General features: G+C 69.0%; 18 protein-coding genes, 2 tRNA genes and 1 pseudogene. 12 read left to right on the top strand and 9 right to left on the bottom strand.

Going from position 1 to position 25,925, the window contains the following annotated elements; genetic code table 11:
* Positions 1–62: 62 nt before the first annotated feature.
* Positions 63–860: an SDR family oxidoreductase gene (locus tag ACQEU6_RS40860; protein ID WP_499339054.1), complete on the bottom strand. Its 798-nt coding sequence runs from the start codon at positions 858–860 to the stop codon at positions 63–65.
* 81 nt (positions 861–941) lie between these two features.
* On the opposite strand from ACQEU6_RS40860, the gene ACQEU6_RS40855 reads away from it, so the two are divergent.
* The 3 genes and pseudogenes from ACQEU6_RS40855 to ACQEU6_RS40845 form a co-directional block, all read left to right on the top strand.
* Positions 942–1,541 (top strand): TetR/AcrR family transcriptional regulator, encoded by a 600-nt coding sequence (locus ACQEU6_RS40855; RefSeq protein ID WP_499339053.1) that lies wholly within the window; start codon positions 942–944, stop codon positions 1,539–1,541.
* Positions 1,542–1,569: 28 nt separating this feature from the next.
* The gene (locus tag ACQEU6_RS40850) at positions 1,570–2,394 is read left to right on the top strand and encodes an alpha/beta fold hydrolase (protein WP_499339052.1); all 825 of its coding nucleotides are present in this window, start codon (positions 1,570–1,572) and stop codon (positions 2,392–2,394) included.
* Positions 2,391–2,975: pseudogene (locus ACQEU6_RS40845) on the top strand (HAD family hydrolase); the annotation flags it as partial. The gene ACQEU6_RS40850 and the pseudogene ACQEU6_RS40845, both read left to right, overlap by 4 nt.
* A 159-nt stretch (positions 2,976–3,134) precedes the next feature.
* On the opposite strand, the gene ACQEU6_RS40840 reads toward ACQEU6_RS40845, so the two are convergent.
* Positions 3,135–3,617 (bottom strand): YceI family protein, encoded by a 483-nt coding sequence (locus ACQEU6_RS40840; protein WP_499340508.1) that lies wholly within the window; start codon positions 3,615–3,617, stop codon positions 3,135–3,137.
* A 219-nt stretch (positions 3,618–3,836) separates the two neighbouring features.
* Between ACQEU6_RS40840 and ACQEU6_RS40835 the strand changes: the two genes are divergently transcribed.
* Positions 3,837–4,217, top strand: coding sequence for a winged helix-turn-helix transcriptional regulator (locus tag ACQEU6_RS40835; RefSeq protein WP_499339051.1), 381 nt, complete (start codon positions 3,837–3,839; stop codon positions 4,215–4,217).
* A gap of 129 nt (positions 4,218–4,346) precedes the next feature.
* Positions 4,347–6,971, top strand: coding sequence for an alanine--tRNA ligase (alaS, locus tag ACQEU6_RS40830; RefSeq protein WP_499339050.1), 2,625 nt, complete (start codon positions 4,347–4,349; stop codon positions 6,969–6,971).
* 38 nt (positions 6,972–7,009) lie between these two features.
* On the opposite strand, the gene ACQEU6_RS40825 is transcribed toward alaS, so the two are convergent.
* Positions 7,010–8,050, bottom strand: a complete 1,041-nt coding sequence (locus tag ACQEU6_RS40825) for an NAD(P)-dependent alcohol dehydrogenase (RefSeq protein WP_499339049.1) — start codon at positions 8,048–8,050, stop codon at positions 7,010–7,012.
* Positions 8,051–8,137: 87 nt separating this feature from the next.
* Positions 8,138–8,211, bottom strand: a tRNA-Pro gene (locus ACQEU6_RS40820).
* A 137-nt stretch (positions 8,212–8,348) separates the two neighbouring features.
* Between ACQEU6_RS40820 and ACQEU6_RS40815 the strand changes: the two genes are divergently transcribed.
* Positions 8,349–8,419: transfer RNA gene (locus tag ACQEU6_RS40815), tRNA-Gly, on the top strand.
* A gap of 243 nt (positions 8,420–8,662) precedes the next feature.
* Here ACQEU6_RS40815 and ACQEU6_RS40810 read toward each other — a convergent pair.
* The 4 genes from ACQEU6_RS40810 to ACQEU6_RS40795 all read right to left on the bottom strand — a co-directional run bounded on the left by ACQEU6_RS40810 (position 8,663) and on the right by ACQEU6_RS40795 (position 11,570).
* A complete protein-coding gene (locus tag ACQEU6_RS40810) occupies positions 8,663–8,860 on the bottom strand; it encodes a helix-turn-helix domain-containing protein (protein ID WP_353832528.1) in 198 nt (65 codons plus the stop codon).
* A gap of 5 nt (positions 8,861–8,865) precedes the next feature.
* Positions 8,866–9,411: a hypothetical protein gene (locus tag ACQEU6_RS40805; protein WP_499339048.1), complete on the bottom strand. Its 546-nt coding sequence runs from the start codon at positions 9,409–9,411 to the stop codon at positions 8,866–8,868.
* A 195-nt stretch (positions 9,412–9,606) separates the two neighbouring features.
* Entirely contained in the window at positions 9,607–10,953 is a 1,347-nt protein-coding gene (locus ACQEU6_RS40800; protein ID WP_499340506.1) for a relaxase/mobilization nuclease domain-containing protein, read from the bottom strand.
* Positions 10,954–11,150: 197 nt separating this feature from the next.
* Entirely contained in the window at positions 11,151–11,570 is a 420-nt protein-coding gene (locus ACQEU6_RS40795; RefSeq protein ID WP_499339047.1) for a plasmid mobilization protein, read from the bottom strand.
* A gap of 1,090 nt (positions 11,571–12,660) precedes the next feature.
* Here ACQEU6_RS40795 and ACQEU6_RS40790 point away from each other — a divergent pair.
* A complete protein-coding gene (locus ACQEU6_RS40790; RefSeq protein ID WP_499339046.1) occupies positions 12,661–13,263 on the top strand; it encodes a DUF6879 family protein in 603 nt (200 codons plus the stop codon).
* Positions 13,264–13,266: 3 nt separating this feature from the next.
* Entirely contained in the window at positions 13,267–14,073 is an 807-nt protein-coding gene (locus ACQEU6_RS40785; RefSeq protein ID WP_499339045.1) for a DUF6082 family protein, read from the top strand.
* A 271-nt stretch (positions 14,074–14,344) separates the two neighbouring features.
* Here the strand turns inward: ACQEU6_RS40785 and ACQEU6_RS40780 are convergent, their stop codons facing one another.
* Positions 14,345–16,213, bottom strand: a complete 1,869-nt coding sequence (locus tag ACQEU6_RS40780) for a UvrD-helicase domain-containing protein (RefSeq protein WP_499339044.1) — start codon at positions 16,211–16,213, stop codon at positions 14,345–14,347.
* Between the two features lie 357 nt (positions 16,214–16,570).
* Here ACQEU6_RS40780 and drmD point away from each other — a divergent pair, with 357 nt between their 5' ends.
* The 4 genes from drmD to ACQEU6_RS40760 all read left to right on the top strand — a co-directional run bounded on the left by drmD (position 16,571) and on the right by ACQEU6_RS40760 (position 25,920).
* Positions 16,571–19,771: a DISARM system SNF2-like helicase DrmD gene (gene drmD / locus ACQEU6_RS40775; RefSeq protein WP_499339043.1), complete on the top strand. Its 3,201-nt coding sequence runs from the start codon at positions 16,571–16,573 to the stop codon at positions 19,769–19,771.
* Positions 19,771–24,027, top strand: a complete 4,257-nt coding sequence (locus ACQEU6_RS40770; RefSeq protein WP_499339042.1) for an Eco57I restriction-modification methylase domain-containing protein — start codon at positions 19,771–19,773, stop codon at positions 24,025–24,027. Before drmD ends, ACQEU6_RS40770 begins: the two co-directional genes overlap by 1 nt.
* 859 nt (positions 24,028–24,886) lie before the next feature.
* On the top strand, positions 24,887–25,714 hold the full coding sequence (locus ACQEU6_RS40765) for a helix-turn-helix domain-containing protein (RefSeq protein WP_499339041.1): 828 nt from the start codon (positions 24,887–24,889) through the stop codon (positions 25,712–25,714).
* Complete coding sequence (locus ACQEU6_RS40760; RefSeq protein ID WP_499339040.1) at positions 25,711–25,920, top strand: DUF397 domain-containing protein; 210 nt, start codon at positions 25,711–25,713, stop codon at positions 25,918–25,920. Before ACQEU6_RS40765 ends, ACQEU6_RS40760 begins: the two co-directional genes overlap by 4 nt.
* The last annotated feature ends 5 nt before the right edge of the window (positions 25,921–25,925 follow it).

The following is a 25,925-nucleotide window of genomic DNA, read 5'->3' as shown; positions in this document are numbered from 1 at the left end:
TCAGACAGCCGAGACTTCGGGCCCCTGACCAACCGGACGCCGGTCAGGGGCCCGCCCCTTGCTCAGACGAGGGACTGGCCTCCGTCCACCGTGAGGATCTCGCCGTTCATGTAGGTGTTGGCCATGAGGAACAGGGCGGCGCAGGCGGCTTCCTCGGCCGTCCCGAACCGTCCGAGCGGCATGGACCCGCCCGCCTCGGCCATCGCCGCGTCGCCCTCCGCGCCGGAGGCGGTTCCGTAGGCCGTCCGCAGCAGGGGGGTGTCGACGGCCCCGCACCGGATCGCGTTGACCCGCAGGCGCGCGGGCGCGTACTCGACGGCGAGCGCGCGGGTGAGCGTCTCGACGGCGCCGCCCGCCGCGACCGGCGCGGACATCCCCGGACGGGGACGCCTGACGAGGATGCCCGAGGTCAGCGTGATCGACCCGCCCGGGGGCATCCGCCGGACGGCGGCGCGCGCGACGGCGAGCACCGCCCACGCCGGTCCCTCGACGGCGTCCCGCACGACGTCCCGGGTGAGCCCGGTGAGCGGCCCCATCCCCGCCGCGCGCCCGGCCGTCACCAGCACGTGGTCGACGGCGCCGGCGCGCTCGAAGACCTCCTCCAGCGCGTTCTCGTCCGTGACGTCGGCGGCCGCTCCCAGCACCTGGGCCGCGGTTCCGGCCGCGGCCACGCGCGCCACGGCGGCATCCAGCCGGGTCCTGTCGCGGCTCGCGAGCACGATCCGCGCACCGGCCGAGGCGAGCAGCTCCCCCGCGGCCAGGCCGATGCCGGAGCTGCCCCCGAGGATCACCGCCGTGCGGCCGGCGAGGCTCTCCGGGAGCGGTGAGCGGACCGGGACGGGTGCTTCGGTCGTGGTCATGAGTCCTCCAAAATAAACCATCTGGTTGTTTTAGAATGCCCGCCGGACCGGCCGGAGTCAACCGGGTGGTTTAATCCGCGTATGGGCTACGACGCGGAGGCGACCCGCCGGCGGATCTTCCAGGCCGCCACCGCCGAGTTCGCCGCGCGCGGGCTCGCGGGCGCCCGGATCGATCGCATCGCCACCGAGGCGCAGGCCAACAAGCAGGCCATCTACCTGTACTTCGGCGGCAAGGAGAAGCTGTTCGGCGCCGTGGTGCGCGCGAAGATGGCGGAGATCGGCAACGCGACCGACATCGATCCGGACGGCCTGGCGGACTCCGTGGGCCGGCTGTTCGACTGGTACGGGGAGCACCCGGAGCTGGTCAGGCTGCTGCTCTGGGAGGCCCTGGAGACCCCGGGCCAGGTGCAGGGCGAGGCGGAGCGCCGCGCGGAGTTCCGGCGGAAGGCCGCGCACTTCACGGAGCACGGCGCCGGCGGCGGCCCCCCGGACCCGGACCGCGCGCGGGCCGTCCAGGACCTGATGTTCACCGTGTTCGGCCTCATCGCGTGGAACTTCGCCGTCCCGCAGCTGCGTCGGGTGATCCTGGACGAGGAGGACGACGCGGCCGCCTTCGCGCGCCGCCGCGCGTCGGTCATGGAGGCGGCGCGAGTACTCGCCGAATCACACGGGTTCGGCTGAGCCGGTTCGACGACATTGGGAGCTTCCCTTGCAGGACTGGACGCTGCGTCACATCTGCCGGAGCCAGAATGGTGAGGTCAGGTGGGATGTGCTCGGCAACGAGCATGCGGATCCTGTCGTCCTTCTGCACGGCACACCTTTCTCGTCCTATGTGTGGCGTGGCGTCGCGCGCGCTCTGGCGATGACCCATCGCGTGTACGTCTGGGACATGCCCGGCTATGGGACGTCCGAGATGAGCGAAGGGCAGGACGTCTCGCTGGCGGCGCAAGGCAGAGTCTTCGTCGAGCTTCTGGCGCACTGGGGCCTGGACGAGCCGTCCGTCGTGGCGCACGACTTCGGCGGCGCCGTGGCTTTGCGCGCACGCCTCCTGCACGGCGCCTCCTACCGCCGCCTCGCTCTGGTCGACCCCGTGGCGCTGGCGCCGTGGGGGTCGCCGTTCTTCCGCCTGGTCGAAGCCAACGCGGCGGTGTTCGAGCAGCTCCCGCCCGCGCTGCACGGCGCGCTCGTCCGCGAGTACGTGACGTCCGCAAGCCACAGGGGGCTCCATCCGGCCACGCTCGACGCGCTCGTCGCCCCCTGGCTGGGGGACGCCGGGCAGCCCGCGTTCTACCGGCAGATCGCCCAGGCCGACCAGCGCTACACCGACGACGTCCAAGGCCGCTACGGCGAACTCGACCTCCCCGTCCTGGTCTGCTGGGGCGCCGAGGACACCTGGATCCCCGTCGCCAAGGGCCGCGAGCTGGCCGCGCTCGTCCCCGGCTCGCGCCTCCGCACCGTCGAAGGGGCGGGGCACCTGGTGCAGGAGGACGCGCCGGCCGAGCTGACCGCCGCGCTCACCGCGTTCCTCTCATGATCACGGCGGTGCTGTTCGACCTGGACGGGACGCTCCTCGACCATGCGGGGGCCGCGCGCCGCGCCGTCGTCGGCATGTTCCCGGACGAGGACCCGGCCCGGCTCGCCGCGCGCTGGACCGAGCTGACCGAGGAGGCGGTCGACCGGTACCTGGCGGGCGAGCTGAGCTTCGCCGAGCAGCGCCGCCTCCGGATCGTCGCCCTCGCCCGGGAGCTCGGCCTCGGCGACTGGGACGGCGCCCGCGCCGACGCCTGGGTCACCGGGTACGCGGCGCGCTACGAGGCCGCCTGGCGCCCGTTCCCGGACGCCGGACCGGCGCTCGACGCCCTCGCGGCCCGCGGCCTGCGGCTCGGGGTGATCACCAACGGGGACGCCGCGCAGCAGCGCCTGAAGGTCGAGCGGCTCGGGTTCGCCGGCCGGCTCCCCGTCGTCGTGGCCTCCAGCGAGGCGGGCGCCGCCAAGCCCGCCGCCGGGATCTTCCTGGCGGCCTGCGCGGCCCTGCGCACCGAGCCGCACGCGGCCGCCTACGTCGGGGACCGGCTCGTCACCGACGCGCGGGGCGCCGCCGCCGCGGGCCTCACCGGCGTCTGGCTCGACCGCTCCGGCGGCCCGCCCCCGGGCCCCTGGACGTCGCGCGCATCACGACGCTGGAGGCGCTCCCCTCCCTGCTCGGCGGCTGACACGGTACGGCGGCCGGCGCGGCGCGGCGCCGTCCGCGCGGCGGCGCCGCACGGCGCGCGGTCAGCCGTCCTGGAGGACCGCCTCGATCTCCAGCACGATCTGGATCTTGTCGCTGAGCGCGAGCCCGCCGCCCGCCACCGTCGTCGCCGCGCCCACGCCGAACTCCAGCCGGCTGAGCTCGCCCGTCGCGGTGAACCCGGCGCGGGCGCCCCTGGACGGGTCGTCCTGCCGGAACGGGTCGGGCCCGAATCCGCCGATCTCCAGCCGGAGCGGGACCTGCCTGGTGAGGCCGCGCAGCGACAGCTCGCCGTCCAGCACGAAGTCCTCGCCGTCCCGGCGCACGCCGGTGGAGCGGTAGGCCATGGACGGGTACCGCGCGACGTCGAGGAAGTCGCCGGACCTGACGTGATCGTCGCGCTGGGCGCTGCCGGTGTCGACCGACGCCAGGTCGACGGTCGCGGTCACCGACGAGCCGAGCGGGTCGGCGCCGGTGACGATCGTCCCCTCGAACGTCCCGAATCGGCCGCGGACCCGGCTGACCATCAGGTGCCGGACGGTGAAGCCGACCCCCGAGTGGAGGGGGTCGATGGTCCAGGTCCCGGCGACGTAGCCGGGGATCTCGACAAGCTGGGCCGTCATGGTGTCTCCTACGGTTATGGAAGGTAAGGCAGTTCCCATCAGGAACTGCTTCCATGGTGCGGATACCACGACGACCGGCACAAGAAGGCACTTTTTTCTGCCCTGGTCACCTGGAGGGAACCGATGGAGCACACCGCGCTGGGCTGCCGCGCCCGCGAGATCCTCGACCGGGTCGGCGACAAGTGGTCGCTGCAGGTCATCGCGCTGCTCGGCGATCGCACCAAGCGGTTCACCGAGCTGAAGCGCGAGATCGACGGCATCAGCCAGCGGATGCTCACCGTCACGCTGCGCGGCCTGGAGCGCGACGGCATCGTCATCCGGACCGTCTACCCCGTGGTGCCGCCCCGCGTGGAGTACTCGCTCACCCCGATGGGCGCGACGCTGATGGACGCGGCCGGCGCCCTCGTCTCCTGGGCCGAGCACCACCTCGCCCAGATCGACGCCGCCCGCGCCGACTACGACGCCCGGCAAATGGACGTGCAGGCGGACGACGCGCGCCGGTAACGTGGACGGCGATGGTCATTCACGAGGTGGGACGGCGAGCTAGCCGCGCCGAGCCGGGGAACGCGCAGACGTGCCCGGCCCGGCTCGGCGGTGTGCTCCGTCATCCCATCGACCTCGTGAGGCCGTCCCATGCGCTCGACTGACATCCGTTCCACCTTCCTGGGCTTCTTCCAGGAGCGCGACCACCGCGTCGTGCCGTCCAGCCCGCTGATCCCCTCCGATCCCACGCTGCTGCTGGCGAACGCGGGCATGAACCAGTTCAAGCCGTACTTCCTCGGCGAGACCGCGCCCGACCACCCGCGCGCGATGTCCGTGCAGAAATGCGCGCGCACGTCCGACATCGAGAACGTGGGCCGCACCACGCGGCACACCACCTTCTTCGAGATGCTCGGCAACTTCTCCTTCGGCGACTACTTCAAGGCGGAGGCGATCTCCTGGGCGTGGGAGCTCCTCACCCGCCACTACGACCTCGACCCGCAGCGCCTCTGGGTCACCGTGTACCTGGACGACGACGAGGCCGTCCGGCTCTGGCGGCGCGTGGGCGTCCCCTCTGAGCGGATCCAACGGCTCGGCATGGAGGACAACTACTGGTCGATGGGCATCCCCGGCCCCTGCGGCCCGTCCTCCGAACTGCACTACGACAGGGGGCCGTCCTTCGGACGTGAGGGCGGGCCGGCGGTGGACGGCGAGCGGTACCAGGAACTGTGGAACCTCGTCTTCATGCAGAACCTCCGCGGGGAAGGCCCCGGCAAGGAGGGATACCCGATCCTCGGCGAACTCCCCGCACGGAACATCGACACGGGGCTCGGCCTCGACCGCCTCGCCGCGGTCCTGCAAGACGTGGACACGGTGTGCGAGACGGATCTGCTCGCACCGACGTTCCGGCTCGTCCAGGAGATGGCGGGCCGCGGCTACCCGGGACGCGACGGCAGCGACGACTCGACGTCCTTCCGCGTCGTCGCGGAGCACTCCCGCTCGGTCGCGTTCCTCATCGCGGACGGCGTCATGCCCGCCCGCGACGGCCGCGGCTACGTCCTGCGCCGCCTGATGCGCCGCGCGATCCGGCACGCGCGCAGGCTCGGCGTCGACGGCCCGGTCCTGCCCGCGCTGACCTCCAGCGTCGTCGGCGCCCTCGGCGGAACCTGGCCGGAGCTGACCCAGCGGTCCGAGCTCATCGAGCAGGTCGTCACGGCCGAGGAGCAGGCGTTCGAGCGGACGCTGCGCCAGGGCTCCCAGATCCTCGACGCGGCGATCGGCCGCGCCACGACCGCCATCTCCGGGCGGACCGCGTTCGAACTGCACGACACCTACGGCTTCCCGATCGACCTGACCGTCGACGCGGCGCGGTCGGCCGGCCTCACCGTCGACGAGGACGCCTTCGCCGAACTCCTCGAAGCGCAGCGCCGCCAGGCGCACCGCGCCGGCCAGGGCCGCAAGGACGGCGCGGTCGCGCGCCAGGACCTCTACCGGCGCGTCGCCGCGGCGCACGGCCTCACCGACTTCGTCGGCCACTCCTCCGCAACGGCCGAAACACGGATCGGCGCCCTGCTCGGCCCGGACGGGGAGGTCCCCACCGCGACCGAGGGCGACGAACTGGAGGTCGTCCTGCCCCGCAGCCCCTTCTACGCGGAATCGGGCGGCCAGGTCGGCGACACGGGCACGATCCGCACGTCCGGCGCCACCCTGGAGGTCGTCGACACCCGGCCGGGGCTGGACGGCCTGCACGTCCACACCGTCCGCATCGTGGACGGCGAGGTCCGTCCCGGCGACGAGGCCGAGGCGATCGTGGACGCGGACCGCCGTGCGGCCACCGCCCGCTCGCACAGCGCCACCCACGTCCTGCACGCGATGCTGCGCCGCACCCTCGGCGAGCACGCGGCCCAGCGGGGCTCCCGCGTGGAACCCGGACGCCTCCGCTTCGACTTCGCGCACTTCTCGCCCGTCGACACCGGCCTCGTCCAGACCCTCGTCAACGACTACCTCCTCGACGACCCCGAGGTGCGGGTCTGGGAGGCGACCCGACGGGAGGCGGAGCGCGCCGGCGCGGTCGCGCTGTTCGGCGAGCGCTACGGCGACGACGTCCGCATCGTCGACATCGGGGACGCCTCCCGCGAACTCTGCGGCGGCACCCACGTCGGCCACGGCTCGCAGGCGGGCCCCGTCCACATCGTCGGCGAGTCGTCCATCGGCACCGGCCTGCGCCGCATCGAGGCGCTCACCGGCGCCGACGCCCTCCGCCACCACGACCGCGCCGCATCGCTCCTGGAGGAGCTCGCGGCGCTGCTGAACGTCCACCCCGACCAGGCCCCGGACCGCCTGAGGCAACGGCTGGAAACCCTCGCGGAGACCCAGCGGCGACTGGCGTCGCTCCGCGGCGCGCGACTGGACGCGGAGGCCGACCGCCTCGGCTCCCTCGCCGAACCGACCCCGGGCGGACGGCTGGTCGCGCGGGTGGTCGACGACGTGACCGGCGCTGACCTGCGGGCACTCGCGTCGAAGATCCTCTCCCGCGGCGCGGACGTGGTCGTCCTCGGCGCGGCGGCGGACGGCAAGGCGATGCTGGTGTCCGCGGTCGGCCCGCGCCCCGCCGACCGCGGCGTCCAGGCCCGCGACCTGCTCACCGGCGCGGCGCGCGAGGTGGGCGGCGGCGCGGGCGGCAAGGGCGCCGTCGCGAGCGCGGGCGGCCGCCGCACCGAGAACCTGGAGCGGGCGCTCGCCGTGGCGGCGCGCACCGCCCGCGACCTCCCGGCGTGACCGCCGCGTCCCCTCCCTCCGGGGAGGGGACGCCGCCCTCACCCGTTCGGCAGGATCACCGCGCGCCCGTTGACCTCGCCCGCGTGCAGCCGCTCGTACGCCCGCGGCGCCTCGTCGATCGAGTAGGTCTCCACATGGACGTCGACCGCGCCCGTCCGCGCCAGCTCCAGCACCTCGACCAGCTCCGAGCGGCTCCCCCAGTACGGCGCCCGCACCGCCGCGTCATAGGCGATCATCCCGAAGCCGACCTTCGCGACCCCGCCGCCGATGCCCACCACCACGACCTCGGCCTCCGCCCCCGCCACGGCCGTCGCCAGCTCCACGGTCTGCGCCACGCCCACGAAGTCGAACACCGCCCGCGCCCCGAGGCCGCCGGTCAGCTCCCGCACCCGCTCCGCCGCGCGCCCGTCCGACACCAGCGCCACGTGCGCCCCGACCCGCCGGGCCAGCTCCAGTTTCTCCTCCGCCACGTCCAGCGCGATCACCGTCGCCGCGCTCAGCGCCCGCAGCAACTGCACCGCCACGTGCCCGAGCCCGCCCGTCCCGATCACCACGGCCGCGCTCCCCGGCACCAGCCGCGGCAGCGCCCCCTTGATCGCGTGGTACGGCGTCAGCCCCGCGTCCGTCAGCGGGACGCTCGCGACCGGATCGAGCTCCCCGAGCGGCACCAGATGACGCGGATCGTCCACCAGCAGATACTCGGCGATCGCCCCGGGAGCCCCCAGCCCCGGCGGATTGATCCCCAATTCCCCCGCCCGCGTGCAGTAGTTCTCCTTGCCCTGGGCGCACATGACGCACGTCCCGCACCCCCACGGCCCGTACACCGCGACCGACTCCCCCTCCGCGAGCCCCGTCACGCCGTCCCCCAGCGCCGCCACCGTCCCTGCCCCCTCGTGCCCGAGCGTCAACGGCAGCTCATACGGGAACCCCTCCGCGGGCCAGCTCATCACCGCGATGTCCGAATGGCACACCCCGGCCGCGGTCACCTTCAGCAGAACCTGCCCGGGCCCCGGCACGGGCTCCGGCACCGTCACGACCTCCGGCGCCTTCCCGATCTCCCGGTACTGCAGTGCCTTCATGCTTCCCCCCTGACGACGTCTCAGAGGATCGATACCCGATGGCACGACAAAGCCCCACTTCCCAGGAGGAAGCGGGGCTAGACCAAGTCGGGCTGGCGGGATTCGAACCCACGACCCCTGGCACCCAAAGCCAGTGCGCTACCAAGCTGCGCTACAGCCCGCGAACCACCGCCGAACGCGATGACGCGAGAAGTGTAGTCCCGATCGCCCCCCGCCCGCTCCGCCCCGGCACGTCCACCCCGAGAACCCTGTACGCTACGGGATGGCAACCGAGGCCCACCAACCCCTCAACCGCCATGCGGGCGTAGCTCAATGGTAGAGCCCCAGTCTTCCAAACTGGCTACGCGGGTTCGATTCCCGTCGCCCGCTCTCTCATTTCCCCAGGTCAGCGCTTTGTGGGGGGATCTTGACCGCCCTTCGGAAGATCATTTGTCACCCATTTGTCACTGGGATCTGGCACGTCTGAGCGCCATCCTGGTTCAACTGCCGTGCTTCGTGATCAGCGTTTGACCGTCCCTGACGGAGATCGGCACGGTGGCGGATCTTGCGTCCTCAACACGGAAGATCCGGCTCCCCGAGGGGAACCGGACCTTCCGTTCGTTGGACGCCTCGCTAGCTCGGCTCGATGCCGAGCAGCCGGCGGAGATCGACCGTCACGACGCGGTAGCTCGTGCCGATGCGGATCACCTTGCAGGGGAACTGCCCTCGGCGTGCGAGCTGATAGGCGCGAGTACGTCCGAGCCCGATGGCACGGGCGGCGGTCTCAACGCTGACCGTGGTGGGGAGAGCGAGAAGCTCGTCCTGGCTCATCTGCTTCACGCTCCCGCCCCCTTCCGGGAGCTGCCGAACCATCTCGTCCGAGGCCTTCCGTTCTCGGGCTGTCTCGCTCGTGGCTCGGCTCGTCGGTGCGGGGCGGTGGGGGCAGGTTCGGCGGCGGTGTCGTAGGACGGTGGTGCACCGGTCTCATGCGGCAGCTCGTTGCTGTGAACGTGGTTGATCGCCCTACGCGCCTGGTCGACGGCTTCGCCGCATCCCGCGCCCAGATGACGGGCGTGAAGAACTGCGCGGCCGAAGGCGTCGAGTGCCTCGTCGATAGACGCGCCGTGGTCATGGGTGAGGCGTCCATCTGCATGCTGGCGCGCGAGAAAGCGTTCGAGTCGGAGGAGGAGAGTGTCGAGGCTGGAGGCGGCTGCGTGGACGGCGTCCAGCACTGCGTAGGCGGTCGCCGGTCCGGCAAGGCCGCCCGTCTGACCCACGGCCCGGTTCAGCGACCGTACGGCGCTCTCCAGCTCCAGGGCGGAATGCTCGGTCTCGTGGTCGGTTTGGGGGTTACGCCCGACCTGGGTGTGGTCGTCGGTCATGGGTGCACTCCTGAAGGTGCAGACCCTCCGCGGGAGGGCCATAGCTGATCATGGACATGGCCCGTCCTTTCTCTCGGGGAGCGACAGGCAGACGCTTTGCCGCTCCATGACTTTGTTTACGCTCGGTCATTGTGCACGTAGCGTGTTCGTGACTCCATCACTGCGAACGCATCGGCGAGTCTCGACTTCCCCTGGTCAGCGCCTGGGCGCGCCCCTTCGATGCGAAGATCGCTGAGACGGATGGGGTGCGGGCGCAGGCCCCGGTCTCAACCCGTCGCCCAGCGGCACGGGGAAGGACTCGGCAGCAAGCCTCGCCGTCGCCCGGCCCTCTTCAAGGGTCTCCGCGACTCGCGGCGATACCGGTGTAGTTGGACGGAGCTCCATCCGTCGGACGGCGTCCAGCCGCCTTGCGGCCAGGCGCGCAGCATCGGCCTGGGCAACGCGATGCTGGGCAAGGCGATGCTCGGCCGCCGACTCGATGAGATCTACAAGGTTCGCTATGAGGAACAGCAGATCAACCGTGAGATCCCGCTTCTGCTCGCGCCGATCACCCCAGTCGACGTTGGTGACCGCAAGGGTCCGACCCACCGCACGCAAGGCGCTGCCATACCGCGTGACCGGCGGCAGGCGGCCGAACGGTTCCCGGGCGGCGCGATCGTAGAAGTCGGCGGCCTCGGCCAGCTCGCGGTTGCCGGTGATGTCCGCCGTGACATGGAGGACGTCAGAGGCCGCTGCGGCGATATCGGCGCGAAGACTCGGATCACGCAGGACGCGCATCTGCCAAGCCGCCGTCCCGGCAACTCGGGCGGCTTCCCGGTAGGCAGCGGCCCGCTCCGCGTGGTCGCCGGATGAACCCGGCGTCCACCTGCGGGGTCTTGCAGCCCGCCGGTAGGTGGCGCCACCCGTCCACCTGTGGCGCAGCTTGGGCAGGGTGAGGTCAGCGGCGAGCTTGCCGCCCGAGAAGAAGATCGGTTCACCCGACGAGTTGGTGTACTTGGGCACCGCAACGGCGTAACCCGTCACCTCGCCAGGCGTCCGGACACTGAATCTCAGCCGCACCGCCAGCCCACGCTCACGCAGGCCGGCGAAGAACGCCTCCTCGCTGTCGGACGATGCGGCGGCTGCGGCCACGTGCCGCCGCAACGCGACCCGAGGCGGCTCCTTCAACCCGGCACGCTGAGCCCGTTCCAGCTCAGCCCGCGAAGGACGGGGCGCCGCCGTCCGATCCGCGGGAGCGGTACGGCACAGTCCATACCGTTGCTCGACGACGTGGCACGCCATGCGCGCCTTGAGGTAGTCGCGAGTGATGTTGGGTCTCCGGCCGTCCTCTCGCGCAAGTATGGCCACGACATGGATGTGATCGTCCGCGTGACGCACGGCAATCCAGCGGCACGCCTCGGGATCGTCTCGTGGCGAGATCCCGGTTTGGTGCATCAGCTCCTCGGCGACGTCGGCCCACTCCTCATCGGTCAAGACCCGATCTGTAGGGGCAGTTCGCAGCGAGCATTGCCAGACCGGCTCCGCTGGCCGGCTCCGCCTCATCGTCTCCAGCGGAGAGCGCAGCGCCTCGGCCAGCGGCCGGAGATCGCGCTTCCCGCCCGCGCGTCGTGCTGGTTCCAGAGCAGCCGGGTGCCGGTACCCGGCAACGATGTGAGGGGCAGCGTGCTCGTTCCGCTTGCCCGGCCCATACAGATAGCGGAGCAGGTTGCCGACATCGGTACCGCGAGTGACCTTCGCGATCACGGCAGCCGTCGACCGAGTTCCACGATGACGGCTTCCGCCCGCCGCACCACCTGGAAGCAGTACGCCGCCAACCACTGCACCGATTCCGGGACCTCGTTGTAGGCGTTGGCATGACGCACGAGCTGGTTGAGATTGACACCGACCGCATTCACCTGACGGCTGGCATTCCGCAACTCGGCATGCAACGCGAAGAGCGCTCCGTCCAGGGGTCGCTGCTCCCGAATCGCGGTACGCACCGTCCTTACAACGAACGCACTACATGCAAGGCCGACTCGCGTCGCCGCTTCATGTATTTCTTCGTACTCCACGTCGCTGACGCGAATCCTCAGTTCCCGCTCTCGCCGCCGGCCTCCGCCGAGCTTCGCTCGACGCTGCAGCGGCTCCGGCTCGTCGCTGCTTCGCCTGACTGTCGTCATGTACCTCCGCTCCTGGCGTTTGAGGACCGCGCTCGGTCCCCACCTGGCCAGTGTGAGCTTCCGGGCGGAGGCTATCCACAACAGGTAGCGCTCTACCAGCTATCTTGCACCCCGTTCTGGGCCAGTTATGGAATGACCTTCGATGGCTAATCAGTATCAATCAAGGGCCGATTATGGCGCTCGATGCCGGACGCTTTCACAAGGTTCATTCTTCGAGTGGTCACCTCAATATCCGCTTCGAGAAGCGAGAACAGGAATCGCCGGAAGCACCGCCGATGTCAGGTTCGATCAATCGTTCTGGCGAGGAGGGAGCTGCTCCGACCAGCACCGCGGCATCACCCACCCATCTGGCCAGAGCTCCACCGCCGTGATCGCATCCTCATCGATCACTTGCTTGCCCCCGAGAGGGGGGGTGCGGGGCGTCGTGCCAGACGGCCTCGGCAACCGCTTCCTGCGCATCGACCCGCCCTGGTTCCACGAGCGGGCACCCTCATCGTCTCCCCATCGAACGCGTATTGCACAAGCCACCGCCCGTTGCCCGGAGTCGGGTGTCGCCGCAGCGATCCAACCGGCAAGGCCTCGTCCAGACGACAATCTGATGGGCCCCTCCACGATCCGGCCGACGTGCGCTCGCAACAGCAACAGGGCACGGACCTCAAAGCAGGCACGCCGCTCAGACTTTGGCGGCGCCCTGGGCGCGGACCCTCGATACGAGCCGAAATTCGCATCCCTCGGAGCCGAAAGCGGCTTCAGCAGACCGTATATTGTCACTGCAATACGATCGTGGGATCCTAGAGAGAAATATCGGTACGCGTGATCGGAAGCGCCATGGCGAGGTTGTGGGAAGCTGATCCCACCGCGCGGTTCGCTCGACGGCTGGGCAAGTCACCCCATGAGCTAGGTGACACCAACGAAGACATAACATGTCCGGACCTGTGGGAGCTGTCCAATGGGGACGTAGCCGCCATTGGTCGCGACCTGACCGAGGTGTACCGCCTTCAACTACCCCCGGGCGTGAGTGTCGGATCCGACGAGCGAATCGTCATCCTGCCTCGCAACATACTTATCGCCGCCAAACCGGATATCCCAGATGCTTAGCAAAATACCCGACATACCCGCCACTTTCCTTACTCCCGACCAATATGCGTACGATGCCAGAGAACGTTTCGCTGACATCGGAGATTACTTCTGGAAGCTCGAACGGCGGCAGACCTTCCAGGAAGAGGAAGATGTCAGCTACCGCGCGTTCATGCGCGGCGACTGGGACGAGGCGCTGAGGATCAAGGACGAGGGTCTCGATGCGCTTCGGCACCGGTTCGAGAAGGCCGGCTTCGAGTCTCGGAGGATCCGTATCGTCGAACGTCCCGTCAGCGCTTACCTCCAGTGGGAGATGCAGGCGTTGCGGGTCCGGGCCGAGGCGGGCGAGCAAATACGCGTCCTGGACGCGCACTCGGTCCGCGATCGCGAAGAGGGCGGGACGCTACCCGAGGTGATCATCCTCGGAACAGTGGCGCTCTACGAGGTCGGCTACGACCAAGCGGGCGTGCACAACGGCGCCCGACGGATCCTCGACCCGAAGGTCATCGACGAGTGCCGGATCGAGATGACCGTGCTCTGGGAGGGCGGTGAGGATCTCGCGTCCTACTTCGCCAGGGAAATCGCTCCGCTCCCACCGCCGCCGGCGCAACGCTGAGACGTGCCCCGGACGAGCTTCACCGCGGGCGGCGGTCGACGCACCACGCTGGCCGTCCTGCTGACCCTGCTTGTTCTGCTCACGGTCGGTCTGGTCGGGGCGTCTCCGATCGCTCTCGACCTGTTCGACGGTGACGCGGCACGATGGGAACGGCTGAGCTTCATCGGGCAGACTTACGGCGCGGCCTCCGCACTGCTGTCGGCGTTCGCGCTTGTCGGCATCGTGGTGACCCTGGTCCTCCAGGCACGTGACTCGAAAGTAAACCGCGAGCAGGGTCAGCGGGTGGCTCATGCGGAGCTGCTGAAGATGGCTTTGGAGAACCCGCTGTACCGCCGGGCCTGGGGTCCCGTCCTGCCCGGTCGCGACCCGGACGCCGATCTCCAACAGATCTACGTAAATCTGATCTTCTCGAGTTGGCAGATGTCGTTCGAGTTGAAGACGATGGATGAGCGCCTCCTATGCGCAGTGACGTCCTCGCTGTTCAAGGGTGAGCCGGGCCGCCGGTTCTGGGGCGGCGCCCGCGAAACCCGCATCGCCACATCCTCGAGCCGGCGGGAACGCCGTTTCCACCGGATCGTGGACGAGATGTACCAGGCCGCGGAAGCGCAGGGGCCGCCTCTCCCGGACGAGAGGCCGCGCCGTGAACCGCCGATCCGCCGCCCTCGCGAGTTCCTGATCGGCGTTGCCTCGGGAGCAGTTCTCGCCCTGTTCGCAGACAGATTCCGAAGTGCACTCAGACGCGCGGGACCTGGTCGGACGGCGGGGAATCCACCTACAAGGCATCAGCGAGCTGAAGGACGTCCTCGCTGAGAGCTCGACGGTACACGCAACCGGGGATGGCCCTCGGCTTCCTCGGGGAGCGAGAGCTTCGTCCGTCATTCGTGGTGGGTATGGGAGACGACAATCTGAACAGTGTCGGCTTCGATGACGTATACGTGCGGTGTTCGGTGGTGATGCGGCGGTTACCTCCGCGGCGGGCTCAAGTGTCATCAGCGAGCGGTGAGAGGTCAGTCTGGCTTGCGGAAGTCTGATCAGGTTCAGACGCCCTCGGGGCAAAGGGAGGGCCGGCCACACGCCTCGTTCAGGGGGAATGGTCGGGTAGGAACGGGCTCGGTTGGCCGGTGTAGGAGACATACAATGCGTCACGTGCCCGGGTGCAGGCGACGAAGAACAGGCAGCGTTCCCGCTGGAGATCGTGAGCATGCGCTGTCGGGTCCTCGTCCTTCTCAGTGAGCGCGAAAGCGGCTGGCAAGGCCTCGGCACCCGCACCGAGCACGGCGACGCAGCGGAACTCCAGCCCCTTCATCCGGTGCATCGTGCCGACTCGCACGCTTTCCTGGGCCGACTCGCTGGCCGCAAGGGACGCCGTGCTGATTCCTGCGGCGGCGAGCGCCTGTTCGATCTTGCCGACCCCGTTCACGAAGCGCGTCGCGATCCCGATGGCATGAGGCTCGACACCGGCGTCGGTCCAGGCCCTGATCTGCTCCACCAGCGCATCGAGCTCCGAGCTTCGGTCGGAGAATCCCCTGACGGCCGGTCGCCGCCCGTGCAGGGACGACCGGTACCCCGCCAAGCTGTCCTGCGCATCGTCCAGCCCGGCGACCGGCTCGACTCCGAGCAGGCGCACCGCCCAATTGAGGATCTCCGCGGTCGTGCGGTAGCTGAGCTTCAGTTTGTGGCTGCGCCCGGTGACGCTGATGCCGAGGCTCTTCAGCGAGACCCTGTGATCGTAGATGCGCTGGTGTGGATCACCGACGATGAACAGGTCGTTCGGCCCTACCGCGACGGCCGCGCGGAGGATTCGCCACTGCGCGGGGTACAGGTCCTGGGACTCGTCGACGATGATGTGCCGGTAACGCGGAAGGGCCTCGGCGGAGAGGATCCGCGCGGCCTCCGCCGCGATCTGCATGTGGGTGCGAGCGTGCGTACCTGCCAGCAGTTCCAGGAACCGGGAGATCGCCGCCCACGCCTTCTTCCGCTGCTCGGGGCTGAGCTGCTTACCCCGTCCCCGGCGGACGCAGCCGAGATACGCCTCCCGGCCGAGGAGGTCCTGGGCCAGGATGACCTGCTCCCACTCGCGGTGCAGGAATGCGGCCGAGAACGGTGCGTCCGTCTCAGTGATCGCGATGTTCCAGAGTGCCTGGATCTCAGCGCTTCCGGCGATCTTCGGGCTGTGACCGTTGGCCTGCTTGACGATCCGGTAGGCCAGCTTGTCGATATTGATCACCTCGACCCGGCCACGGACCTCGGGATTTTCGACGAGGAGATCAAGTTGGTGGGCGAGGGTCTCGGCGAGGGTCGTGGTGAAGGTCGTCACCAGTACGGGCTCGCCCTGCTCGGCAAGGTGACTGGCGCGGTGCAAGGCGGTGACCGTCTTGCCCGTCCCGGCTCCTCCCGTCACCTGGACGGGGCCGTTGTACGAAGGGCGCCGGGCGAGCCTGCGCTGGGCCGGATGCAGGAAGACGCGCCAGAGCGCGAAGGGGTGGGCGAGCATCTGCGCCAACTCGTCCGGGCCGGAGACGAACACCACGTCGCCCGGTGACCTCTCCATGGCCTTGACCAGGTCGGAGGTGTCCACGTCCTCGGGCGGCGAGGAGTCGGGAAGGAGCTGGCAGATCTCCTCCCACGCCTCCTGGGCGGACATGCCGCTCGCGAGCGCCACGAGCGCGAGGTACTGCGGCTGGGGGAGCATGCTCTCCAGCGCGACCAAGTGGTCTTCACTGGTCAGCAGGCGGACGATCGGCAGCACCTCCGCGTCCAGTCCGAGGTTGATCAGTTCGCCGTCGTCGTATTCCGCGAACAGCCGTTCGGGCTGCGTCTGGGCCAGCGCGTCGAGTGCCGGCCTGACCTGCGCGAGCGCCGTCGCGTCGCGGACCTCGAGGACGCCCAGCTTCTGGTGGACGCTGAACTTGCGGCTCTTGGCATACTTGATGGCGGCGTCGTGCTCCATCACCGCGATGAGGCAGTACACGTCGCCGGTCTCGGGTTTGAGCACGATCCCGCGCCGCCCTCCGTCGATGCGGATCGTGCGCACGTTGGGGTCTTCGGCGCCCTGCAGCTTCTCCAGATGGAGGCCCGCGAAGGTGTGGTGCTCGAATCGGCTGATCGCCTCATCGACCGACTTGCGCACCGTTTTCTCCAGGTTTGCATAGCCGGTCAGAAAGCTCTTCGCGATCGCGAGTCTCGGCACGCTTGTTCGCCTCCGTGGTATCCCGGGTCAGAGGGCGGTTCACGGTGAATTCTCGTGATTGTTAGGGCAGGATGTCCACCTGAACACGACGGGGAGCGGGGACGCATGGCGGAAACGGTGGCACTCGACAGTGACGTTCCGGCCCACGGGCAGCTCGTCACGGTACGCAATCGCGTCTGGGTCGCCGCCAACGTCGTGCCGGGGACGGTGAGCAGCGCGACCGACAGCATGCTGACCGGTCGAACGCCCCACCTGGTGGAACTGGTCAGCATCGAGGACGACGCCCGCGACGAGCGCCTGGAGGTGGTCTGGGAGCTGGAGCCCGGTGCGGTCGCCCATGACCAGCACGCTCTGCCCCATCCGGGCCGGGGGTTCGACGACCCTCGCGAACTCGACGCGTTCCTGGACGCGGTCCGCTGGGGCGCCATCGCCTCCGCCGACCGCACGGTGCTTCAGGCGCCGTTCCGGTCGGGCGTGCAGATCAAGGACTACCAGCTCGACCCGGTGGTGCGGGCCCTGTCCATGCCCCGGACGAACCTGCTGATCGCCGATGACGTCGGGCTCGGTAAGACGGTCGAGGCCGGGCTGGTGATGCAGGAGCTCATGCTCCGCCACCGGGCCCGCACGATGCTGATCGTCTGCCCCGCCGGCCTGACGCTTCAGTGGCAGGCCGAGATGCGCGACAAGTTCGGCCTCGACTTCGTCGTGCTGGACTCGGCGCTGCTCAAGGAGCTGCGCAGGTCGCGCGGCCTGTATGTGAACCCCTGGGAGCACTACCCACGGATCATCGTCAGCGTCGACTGGCTCAAGCGCGACCGGCCGAGGCGCCTGCTGCGCGACATCCTGCCCGAAGTCCCGAAGTATCCGCGCAGATTCGACATGCTCGTCGTGGACGAGGTGCACACGTGCGCGCCCACGACGCGGGGCCGTTACGCGGTGGACTCCAGACGGACCGAGGCGATCCGCCTGCTGGCGCCGCACTGCGAGCACCGCCTCTTCCTGTCCGCGACGCCGCACAACGGCTTCCCGGAGTCATGGGCGGCCCTGCTCGAACTCCTCGACGACCAGCGGTTCGCGCGCGACGTCCCGCCGGGCGAGGAGCAGCTCGCGCAGATCATGGTGCGGCGGCTCAAGCGGGAGCTGCCCAGGCGCTGGGACGGGTCCCCGGAGTTCCCGGAGCGCGTCACCTCCTACCTGGAGACCACCTATTCCGAACAGGAGCGCGACGCGCACGCCAAGCTCGCGGCCTATGCGGCGAGCCGGCGGAAGGCCGCGGCCTCCGAGGGAGGCCGTACCGCAGCCGACTTCGTGACGATGCTGCTGAAGAAGCGGCTGTTCTCCTCGCCGAAGGCCTTCTACGAGACGGTCGGCACGCACCTGCGCACCATGGCCGAGCGGGAGCGCGCGGCCGACCGGCCTGACGAGCTGGAGCGGGCAGCGGAGAAGGCGGGTGAACGCGTCCTGCGTCCCCTCATCGAGCGACTCGAAGAGACGGCGGAGGAGGACGACGCCTACACGGAGACCGAGGCCGAGGCGCTCGGTGCGGCGCGTCGCGTCATGGCGCCGCTCAATGCCGAGGACAAGCGGCTGCTCAACGAGCTCCACACCTGGGCCGGCAAAGCGACGAACCGTCAGGACGCCAAGTTCGACGCCTTCCTGAAGTGGCTGGAACCGATCGTGCGCACCCCGGACGGCGGCTGGACCGACCAGCGGGTCATCGTGTTCACCGAGTACCTGGACACGCAGCGCTGGCTGCGCGACCGGCTGATCATCGCGGGGTACCCGGCGGCGCGCATCGCCCAGCTCTACGGCGGTCAGGACGTCAAGGAGCGCGAACACGTCAAGAACGTCTTCCAGGAGGATCCGCGGATCGAGGGCGGCGAGGTCCGGGTGCTGCTCGCGACCGACGCCGCCAGCGAGGGCATCAACCTGCAGAACCACTGCCACCGGCTGCTGCACTGGGAGATCCCGTGGAACCCGAACCGGCTGGAGCAGCGCAACGGCCGCATCGACCGACACGGGCAGACGGCCGACCGGGTCGAGGTGTTCCACTTCGTCCCCAAGGGCTGGGAGGGGACGAAGCCGCGCGAGGACGGCTCCCTGGAGGACGAGCTCCACTTCCTGTACGTGGCGGCCAAGAAGGTCGAGCAGATCCGTGAGGACCTCGGCAGCGCCGGCGACGTCATCGCCGTCCAGGTCGAGCAGAAGATGCTCGGCAAGCGAGCCGACTGGCAGACCGCCGACGCCGAGATCTCGACGCGCAGCGGCCGGGCCGCCCTGAAGGTCAAGCACGACCTCGCCCGCGACCTCCAGCGGCTCGCCGACACCCTCGCGGGAAGCCGCACCCAGCTCAACCTCTCCCCTGAGACCATCGAACGGGTCGTGCGCACCGCGCTGCGGCTGGAGCACAACAAGGATCTCCTCCCGGCGCAGCCGCCGCCGGACTTCCCGGCGGCCTGCTTCCGGCTTCCCGCGCTGTCGGGCTCATGGGCCGACGCCCGTAACGACGGCCTGCACCACCCCCTCACCGGCGCGGAGCGCGTGGTGACCTTCGACGGCGACGCCGTCGGCGGCCGGACCGACGTCGTCCTGCTGCATCTGGGCCACCGTCTCGTCCAGATGTGCCTTCGCCTGCTGCGCGCGGAGCTGTGGTCGAGCGCGCACGACGTCGCCCGGCGGACGAAGCTGAACCGCGTGACGGCCCGGGTCGTCCCCGGCGACGTGCTGCGCACGCCCGCCATCGCCGCGCACATGCGGGTGGTGGTGACCGGTGCGGAGGGGACCCGCCTGCACGAGGAGATCATCGTCGCCGGCGGGGTGCTGGAAGGCGGGAAGCTCGTCCGGGTGAAGGCCGAGGACCTGGAGGCATGGCTGGCCGCCGCCTCGGAGGAGCAGCCGCCCGCGCCCGTGCTCGACCGGTTGACCGGCCTCTGGGACGACGAACTGGACCCGCGCCTCGCCCGCCTTCTGGAGACCCGCGCCAACCAGCGCAAGGGGCGGCTCGGCGCGGACCTCGACGCCCGCTGCGCCCAGGAGATCTCCGCCATGGAGCGGGTCCTGGCCGAACTGGAGCAATCGATCCGATCCGTCCTCGACGACAGGGAGCACTGGGAGCAGCCCAGCCTGTTCGAGGTGGAGCAGCGGCAACTGCGCGCCAACCGCGACGCCCTGCTCGGCCGCCTCGCGACGATCCCCGCGCAGCTCCAGGACGAGACCGACGCCCTCCGCCGCCGCTACGCCGACCCGAAGGCGCGGTGGTTCCCCGCCGCCGTCACCTTCCTCGTGCCCGCTTCGATCGCCCACGGGAGCAGCCAGTAATGCCGCCGCGCGGAAGAAGGCCGAAGGCCCCGTCCATCGCCGACCAGCACGCCGCCTGGGTCCGGCTGCTGCCGACCGAAGGCCCGTTCATCGCCGTCCCCGTCCTCGCGGCGGTCTTCGAGCAGGGACTGGACACCGTCCCCGCGGCGGTGATGGACCGCCTGCGGCACGCGTGGAAGGAGGTCCAGGACGCCCCGGACCTCCTCAACGCGGCCTGGTGCGACTTCGTCCTGCGGGAGGTTCTGCGCCTCACCGGCGGAGTCATCACCGAGGGCGCGGCGCTCCCGGGCGCGCTGCGCGCCGCGCCCGGAGACCACCGGGCCCGGCCGGACGGCGTGCTGTACGGCCCCGACGGCAAGGGCGGCCGCGCCGAACGCCTGCTCCTGTACCGGCGTCCGTGGACCGAGGCGCTGGACAAGCCAGGACGACTAGCCATCGGCACGCCCGTCGAGCACGCGGCCGACCTGTGCCGCCGCCGGGGCACTCCCCTGGCGCTGCTGACCAACGGCCGGTCGTGGACGCTCGTGCACGCGCGACCCAACGAACCCGCGACCATCGCCAAGTTCGACGCCGACCTGTGGTTGGAGGAGACAGACCTCCTGCGCGCGTTCGTGACGCTGCTGTCGGCGCAGCGCGTCCTCGCACCCGCGACGGCCCCGGACGGCGCCCACTCCACGAGCCTGGCGGCCCTGTTCGCGCGCAGCGCCGAGGCGCAGGCGGAGATCACCACCACCCTCGGCGGCCAGGTGCGCGACGCGGTCGAGTTGCTCGTCGCCGAGATGGGGCAGCTCGACCGGGCCGTGGAAGGCCGCCTGCTCGCGGGCGTGGAGCCGCGCGAGGCCTACCGCAGCGCCCTCGTCGTCATGATGCGGCTGGTGTTCCTCCTCTACGCAGAGGAGGCCCGGCTGATGCCGGTCGGCACCCGGCTGTACGACCTGTCGTACTCGGTCAGCAAACTGTTCGATCAGTTGGAGGACGACCGGTCCCGGCACGGCCCGGGAGTCGGCGACCGCCGGTCGGCCGCGTGGCCCCGGCTGATCGCCATCTTCCGCGCGGTGCACGGCGGCTCGCAGCACGACGCGATGCGCATCCCCCCGTACGGCGGGCGGCTGTTCGACTCCGAACGCTTCCCCTGGCTGGAGCACCTTCCCGTCTCGGACCTGGTGGTGCACGCCGTCCTCGAAGCGCTGCTGTTCCTAAAGAAGCGCGGCGAGCGGCTGTCGTACAAGGGCCTCGGCGTCGAGCAGATCGGTCACGTCTACGAGGGCCTGCTGGAGTTCTCCTGCACCATCACCGGTGAACCGCACGTGCGGCTCATCGGCAAGCAGGAGGCGAAGGTCCCGCTGGCGGCGCTGGAAGCTGCGGCCGAAGGCGAGGAGTCCTTCAAGGACTGGCTGGCCCAGCGGAGCGGCGCGACGGCGTCCCAGCTCACCAAGGCGCTCGCCGCCGAGCCCGCACAGGCCGACGTCGGCAGGCTCGACGCGGCGTGCGACAACGACCACGATCTCGCGGCCCGAGCGGTGCGCTTCTGGGGCCTCTATGAGAAGGACCTGCGCGGCCGTCCGGCCGTGTACCCCGAGAACTCGCTCATCATCAGCCGCGTCGGCGACCGGCGCGCGACCGGCACCCACTACACGCCGCGCGAACTCGCCGACGAGGTGGTCGAGCACACCCTCGCCCCGCTGTGCTTCTCCCCCGGCCCCGCGCAGGGAGCCGAGCCCGCCGTGTGGCGCGCCAGGTCGGCGGACGAGCTGCTCGAACTGAAGGTGCTCGACCCCGCGATGGGCTCGGGTGCGTTCCTGGTGTCCGCCTGCCGCTACCTGGCCGAGCGGGTCATGGACGCCTGGGACCGCGACGGCCTCCCCGACGACGTCCGGACGGCGGTCGGCCCCGGCCACGACCGCGAGGACCTCGTCCTGGAGGCCCGCCGCCGCGTCGCCGCCCGCTGCATCTACGGCGTGGACCGCGACGAGATGGCGGTGGAGCTGGCGAAGCTGTCGATGTGGCTGGTGACCCTCGCCAAGGACAAGCCCTTCTCGTTCCTGGACCACGCCCTGCGCACCGGCGACTCCCTGGTGGGCCTGACGTCGATCGACCAGCTCCTCGCCTTCCACCTGGACCCGCAGGAGGGGTACCGGGTCAACTCGCGGCTGACCAACACCCTCACCGACACCACCCAGGTGATCGTCGAGCAGGTCGAGCGGCTGCGCCGGGAGATCGAGGCCGAACCCGTCCGCGACGCCGTCCACGGCGAGGAGCTCGCGAGGAAGCTCGCCCTGGCCGACAGCCTGGTGGACGACCTGCGCTTCGCCGCCGACGCCGTGGTGGCCGCCGCCCTCACCGCCGCGATCGACAAGAAGCAGAACCGCAGGCCCCACTGGGAGGACGCGGACGGCCGCGAAGAGGACTACTACGAGCAGCGCCTCGCCCGCCTCGCCGAAGACGTCGAGACGTCACTCGCCGGCGTCGCCGCCGCACTGCGCTCCCTCGAAAACGAGAACCTCGACCCGGGCGAGTACGGCCTGCGGCTCGACGCCCTCCTGCACCAGTGGGCTGGAAGCGCGGACCTGATCGCTCTCCAGGAGGAATCCGAGCGGGCCACCAAGGAGGTCCGCGAACTCATCACCCCGATGCTCCAGGGTTCTCGGAAGGACCCCATTCGGCCCCTGCACTGGCCGCTGGAGTTCCCGGAGGTCATGGGGCGCGGCGGGTTCGACGTCGTCGTCGGCAACCCGCCGTTCATCGGTGGCCAGAAGCTGACCGGGAGCATCGGCGAGGACGTGCGCGAGTATCTCGTCCAGTGGATCGCCCGAGAGCAGCGCGGAAGCGCCGACCTGTGCTCCTACTTCCTGCTGCGCAACCTGGACCTCGCGCCGCAGGGCCGGACCGGCATCATCGCCACCAACACGATCGCCCAAGGCGACACCAGAGAGGTCGGCCTCGACCAGGCCGCCGACTGGAACTGGGACATCTACCGCGCTGTCAAATCCCAGCCCTGGCCGGGCACCGCGTCGTTGGAGGTCTCCCTGGTGTGGGAGGGCCACGCCTCCAAGGACGAGACCCGCGTACTGGACGGCAACAAGGTCCCGGCCATCACCACGTCCCTAAACCCCATCTCACGAGTCACCGGCAAACCCGCTCAACTCAAGGCAAATGAACATGAGGCATACCAAGGTGTAATTATCCTTGGCAAGGGGTTCATCCTCGACGAGGAAACAGTTCGCAGCCTGATCCAGAAGAATGAAATTTACGGCGAAGTGATCTTTCCTTATCTCAATGGAGAAGATCTGAATCAACGCTGGAAATCCCGCGCCAGTCGATGGGTAATCAACTTTCACGATTGGCCTGAAGAGAAGGCGGCTACCTATGCGGATGTTTTCGAACTCGCCGAGAAACACATAAAGCCAGTTCGCTTGGAGAATAACCGCAAAGTATATCGAGATTATTGGTGGCAGCACGCAGAGAAGCGGCCAGCACTCCTAAAAAGAATCAAAGATCTTCCCCGTGTACTTGCCATCGCCCTAACAAGCAAGACTCAAATACCGCGACTTGTGGACAGCAGACAGGTCTTTGACCAAACAGCAATCATCTTTCCTGTCGACGATTACGCCGACCTGGCTTTGCGATCCAGCAATCTTCAGTACACCTGGACCGTGAGACATTCCGGAAGCATGAAGGGCGATCTTCGCTATATACTTTCAGATTGCTGCGAGACGCTTCCAAAATGCACTAGAACCAAAAGAATGACTCAAGCTGGAGCGACTCTCGAGAGGGCTCAGCAAAGCACAGAAGATGTGAGAGAATACTCGCAGCCAGGATTGACTTCTATATACAACCTCGTCCATACTCCTTCAGTGCAAGACGCAGCGGTTGACGTGCTACGCCAAAGTCATATTGAGGTAGATGAGGCGGTGCGGGATGCTTATGCACTTGATGAGGAGCGGGAACCTGGGATTCGGGAGTTCGAGGAGCGGGTCGCGTCTACGCCGTTGCCCTCGTGGCGGGAAATCGATCTTGGGCATGGGTTCCATGAGACTCGGCAGGGCGTGCGGTTCACGATCAGCCCGCAGGCGCAGATTGATGTGCTCGACAAGCTCTTGGCGTTGAACCATTACCGGTACCGCCAGGAGGAGCGAGAGGGCCTGCACGCTCCGAAGAAGCGAGCCCCGAAGCGTGCACCCGCGTCGAAAGCCTCTGCCGAGTCGCAAGCGTCGATTGAGGACGGACTCTTTTCGCCGCCCGACACTCTGTTCTGACGCCTTCCGCTGCCGCTGGTAGCGATCATTGAAAAGGCTCATGGGTGTCGCGGCGTGCCCGTAGGGCGCTGGAGACCCACGGGGCCAGCAAGTGGTGGACCGCCTCTGCCGCTTTCGCCGGAGCGGTGCACGGGCCAAAGAGCACGCCTGTCGCGGACTTGTACCACGGGACCTGCTCAGCGGATGGGACGTTCGGTGCCGCCACGAGCATGACGCTCTGCCCTATACGCGGCGCCCGGGCATCGATGACGCGCAGGAACTTGGGAGATGTGTCGAATTGCGAGAGCGTCATCCATCCTTTGGCTTCGAGTTCGAGAGCGAGTTCGCTCAGGCATTCTTCCGCTCCTAGCGGCATCTTCGGCGGCGGTGCTTGGGCTGGCGGGTAGAGCGCGGGGGCTGACCACACCTGGTCGCTGTTCGGTCGGCGCGCTCGGACGCGTCGGCGTTCCCGGTGCCGTGTCATGACGTACGGAAGGGCCTGGCCGCTGCCCTGTCGCGCTCTCGGACGAGCGCCTCGCGCAGTTGCGTGGCCGTGTCCGTGACGACGGTGGGGTCCACGCCCGCCGCCGGGTCGTGCAGGGTCGCGACCCAACCGCCGAGTCGCCCGTCCGAACGGACCGACCGCCATATCCGGTGACTCGTGAAGTCCGCCCGGAGCCGGCTGAGCTCTTGATCATCTGTGGACGGTTTTGTGTCCATTGAGGGTGGCCTCCCGTCGATCGTTCGCGCATTTGCTGTGACGAGAGTGATACAGCGAGTTACGATCGAGCTACATACCGATGCCCCCCCACCACCCCCCCCACCTGGGCCGGTTCGTTCCACCACCGTGTCCCGGGTCACTCAGGAAACGGTCGGTCTCATGTCCGCAGACACCTGCGACTTCACGCGGGACCCCTTGATCAGGGCCTACGCCGCGCTCTTACGCTCCTACCGGGAGTCAGCCTCGCTGTCGCGAGCCAAGCTCGCCGAAGCCCTCGGCTGCTCGCCGGGCTGGATCGAGAAACTGGAGACCTGCGAAAAGCCCCCGTCCGAGGCGACGTCCGACGACTTCGACACCTTCTTCAAGCTCCAGACCCGCACCTTCCATACCCTCTGGGCCGAGATCAAGAATGAGGGCAAGCAACCCGTCGGCCCGCCCGGCTTCCACGAATACGTGCGTCGCGAGGCCAGGGCTTCAGTTCTCCAAATTTGCGCTGCCCTGGTACTGCATGGCCTGTTCCAGACACCGGCGTATGGTCGCGAGGTCCTTAAAGAAGGGCGCCCTGCGGCCGAAGCGGAAGAAATCCTCCAAGCACGGCTTGCGAGACAGGAGATCCTCCAACAGACGCGACTTTCTCAGATCATCATGGTCGTCGACGAAGGTGTGCTGCGTCGGCCGACTGGCGGAGTCTCCACCATGAAGGAGCAGCTCCTTCATCTGGCATCGCTGGCTGAGGATCCCAGGATCACGATCCAGATCGTCCCGTGCAGCAAAGGCGCCTACCGCGGAACAGCAGGCCCCTTCACGATCCTGGGCTTCGAGAAGGACCCGGACATCGTCTACATAGAAGGGCAGAGCTCCGGACAACTCCTAGAGGACCCTCGTGAAGTCCGTGTGCACGCGCTAGCCTTCAACTTGATCAGGGGCGCTGCTCTGTCCGCAGATCAGTCCCTCGATCTACTGCATGCGATCGTGGAGGGCCTATGACCAGACCAGGCCAGGAGCTTTTGCAATGGCGCAAGAGTAGCTACAGCAGTGGGACGGGTGGTGAATGTGTCGAGGTCGCGGCTGTCAGTCCGTCCGTCGCCGTCCGTGACTCGAAGGATCCTGATGGGCCCATGCTGACCTTCGATGCCTCCACCTGGGCCGATTTCACCAGCATCATCAAAGCGGGTCGGCACGACCTGGTCTGATCACC

Source organism: Spirillospora sp. CA-108201 (genome assembly GCF_050936235.1).
Lineage (GTDB): Bacteria > Actinomycetota > Actinomycetes > Streptosporangiales > Streptosporangiaceae > Spirillospora.
The sequence above is the reverse complement of the archived record's forward strand: the minus strand, read 5'-3'. Positions and strand labels throughout refer to the sequence as shown.

Coding starts and splice junctions, on each gene's coding strand:
- ACQEU6_RS40860 (WP_499339054.1), bottom strand. CDS start 860: ATGACCACGACCGAAGCACCCGTCCCGGTCCGCTCACCGCTCCCGGAG.
- ACQEU6_RS40855 (WP_499339053.1), top strand. CDS start 942: ATGGGCTACGACGCGGAGGCGACCCGCCGGCGGATCTTCCAGGCCGCC.
- ACQEU6_RS40840 (WP_499340508.1), bottom strand. CDS start 3,617: ATGGTCAGCCGGGTCCGCGGCCGATTCGGGACGTTCGAGGGGACGATC.
- ACQEU6_RS40835 (WP_499339051.1), top strand. CDS start 3,837: ATGGAGCACACCGCGCTGGGCTGCCGCGCCCGCGAGATCCTCGACCGG.
- alaS (WP_499339050.1), top strand. CDS start 4,347: ATGCGCTCGACTGACATCCGTTCCACCTTCCTGGGCTTCTTCCAGGAG.
- ACQEU6_RS40825 (WP_499339049.1), bottom strand. CDS start 8,050: ATGAAGGCACTGCAGTACCGGGAGATCGGGAAGGCGCCGGAGGTCGTG.
- ACQEU6_RS40810 (WP_353832528.1), bottom strand. CDS start 8,860: ATGAGCCAGGACGAGCTTCTCGCTCTCCCCACCACGGTCAGCGTTGAG.
- ACQEU6_RS40805 (WP_499339048.1), bottom strand. CDS start 9,411: ATGACCGACGACCACACCCAGGTCGGGCGTAACCCCCAAACCGACCAC.
- ACQEU6_RS40800 (WP_499340506.1), bottom strand. CDS start 10,953: ATGAGGCGGAGCCGGCCAGCGGAGCCGGTCTGGCAATGCTCGCTGCGA.
- ACQEU6_RS40795 (WP_499339047.1), bottom strand. CDS start 11,570: ATGACGACAGTCAGGCGAAGCAGCGACGAGCCGGAGCCGCTGCAGCGT.
- ACQEU6_RS40790 (WP_499339046.1), top strand. CDS start 12,661: ATGCTTAGCAAAATACCCGACATACCCGCCACTTTCCTTACTCCCGAC.
- ACQEU6_RS40780 (WP_499339044.1), bottom strand. CDS start 16,213: ATGGAGCACGACGCCGCCATCAAGTATGCCAAGAGCCGCAAGTTCAGC.
- ACQEU6_RS40770 (WP_499339042.1), top strand. CDS start 19,771: ATGCCGCCGCGCGGAAGAAGGCCGAAGGCCCCGTCCATCGCCGACCAG.
- ACQEU6_RS40765 (WP_499339041.1), top strand. CDS start 24,887: ATGTCCGCAGACACCTGCGACTTCACGCGGGACCCCTTGATCAGGGCC.
- ACQEU6_RS40760 (WP_499339040.1), top strand. CDS start 25,711: ATGACCAGACCAGGCCAGGAGCTTTTGCAATGGCGCAAGAGTAGCTAC.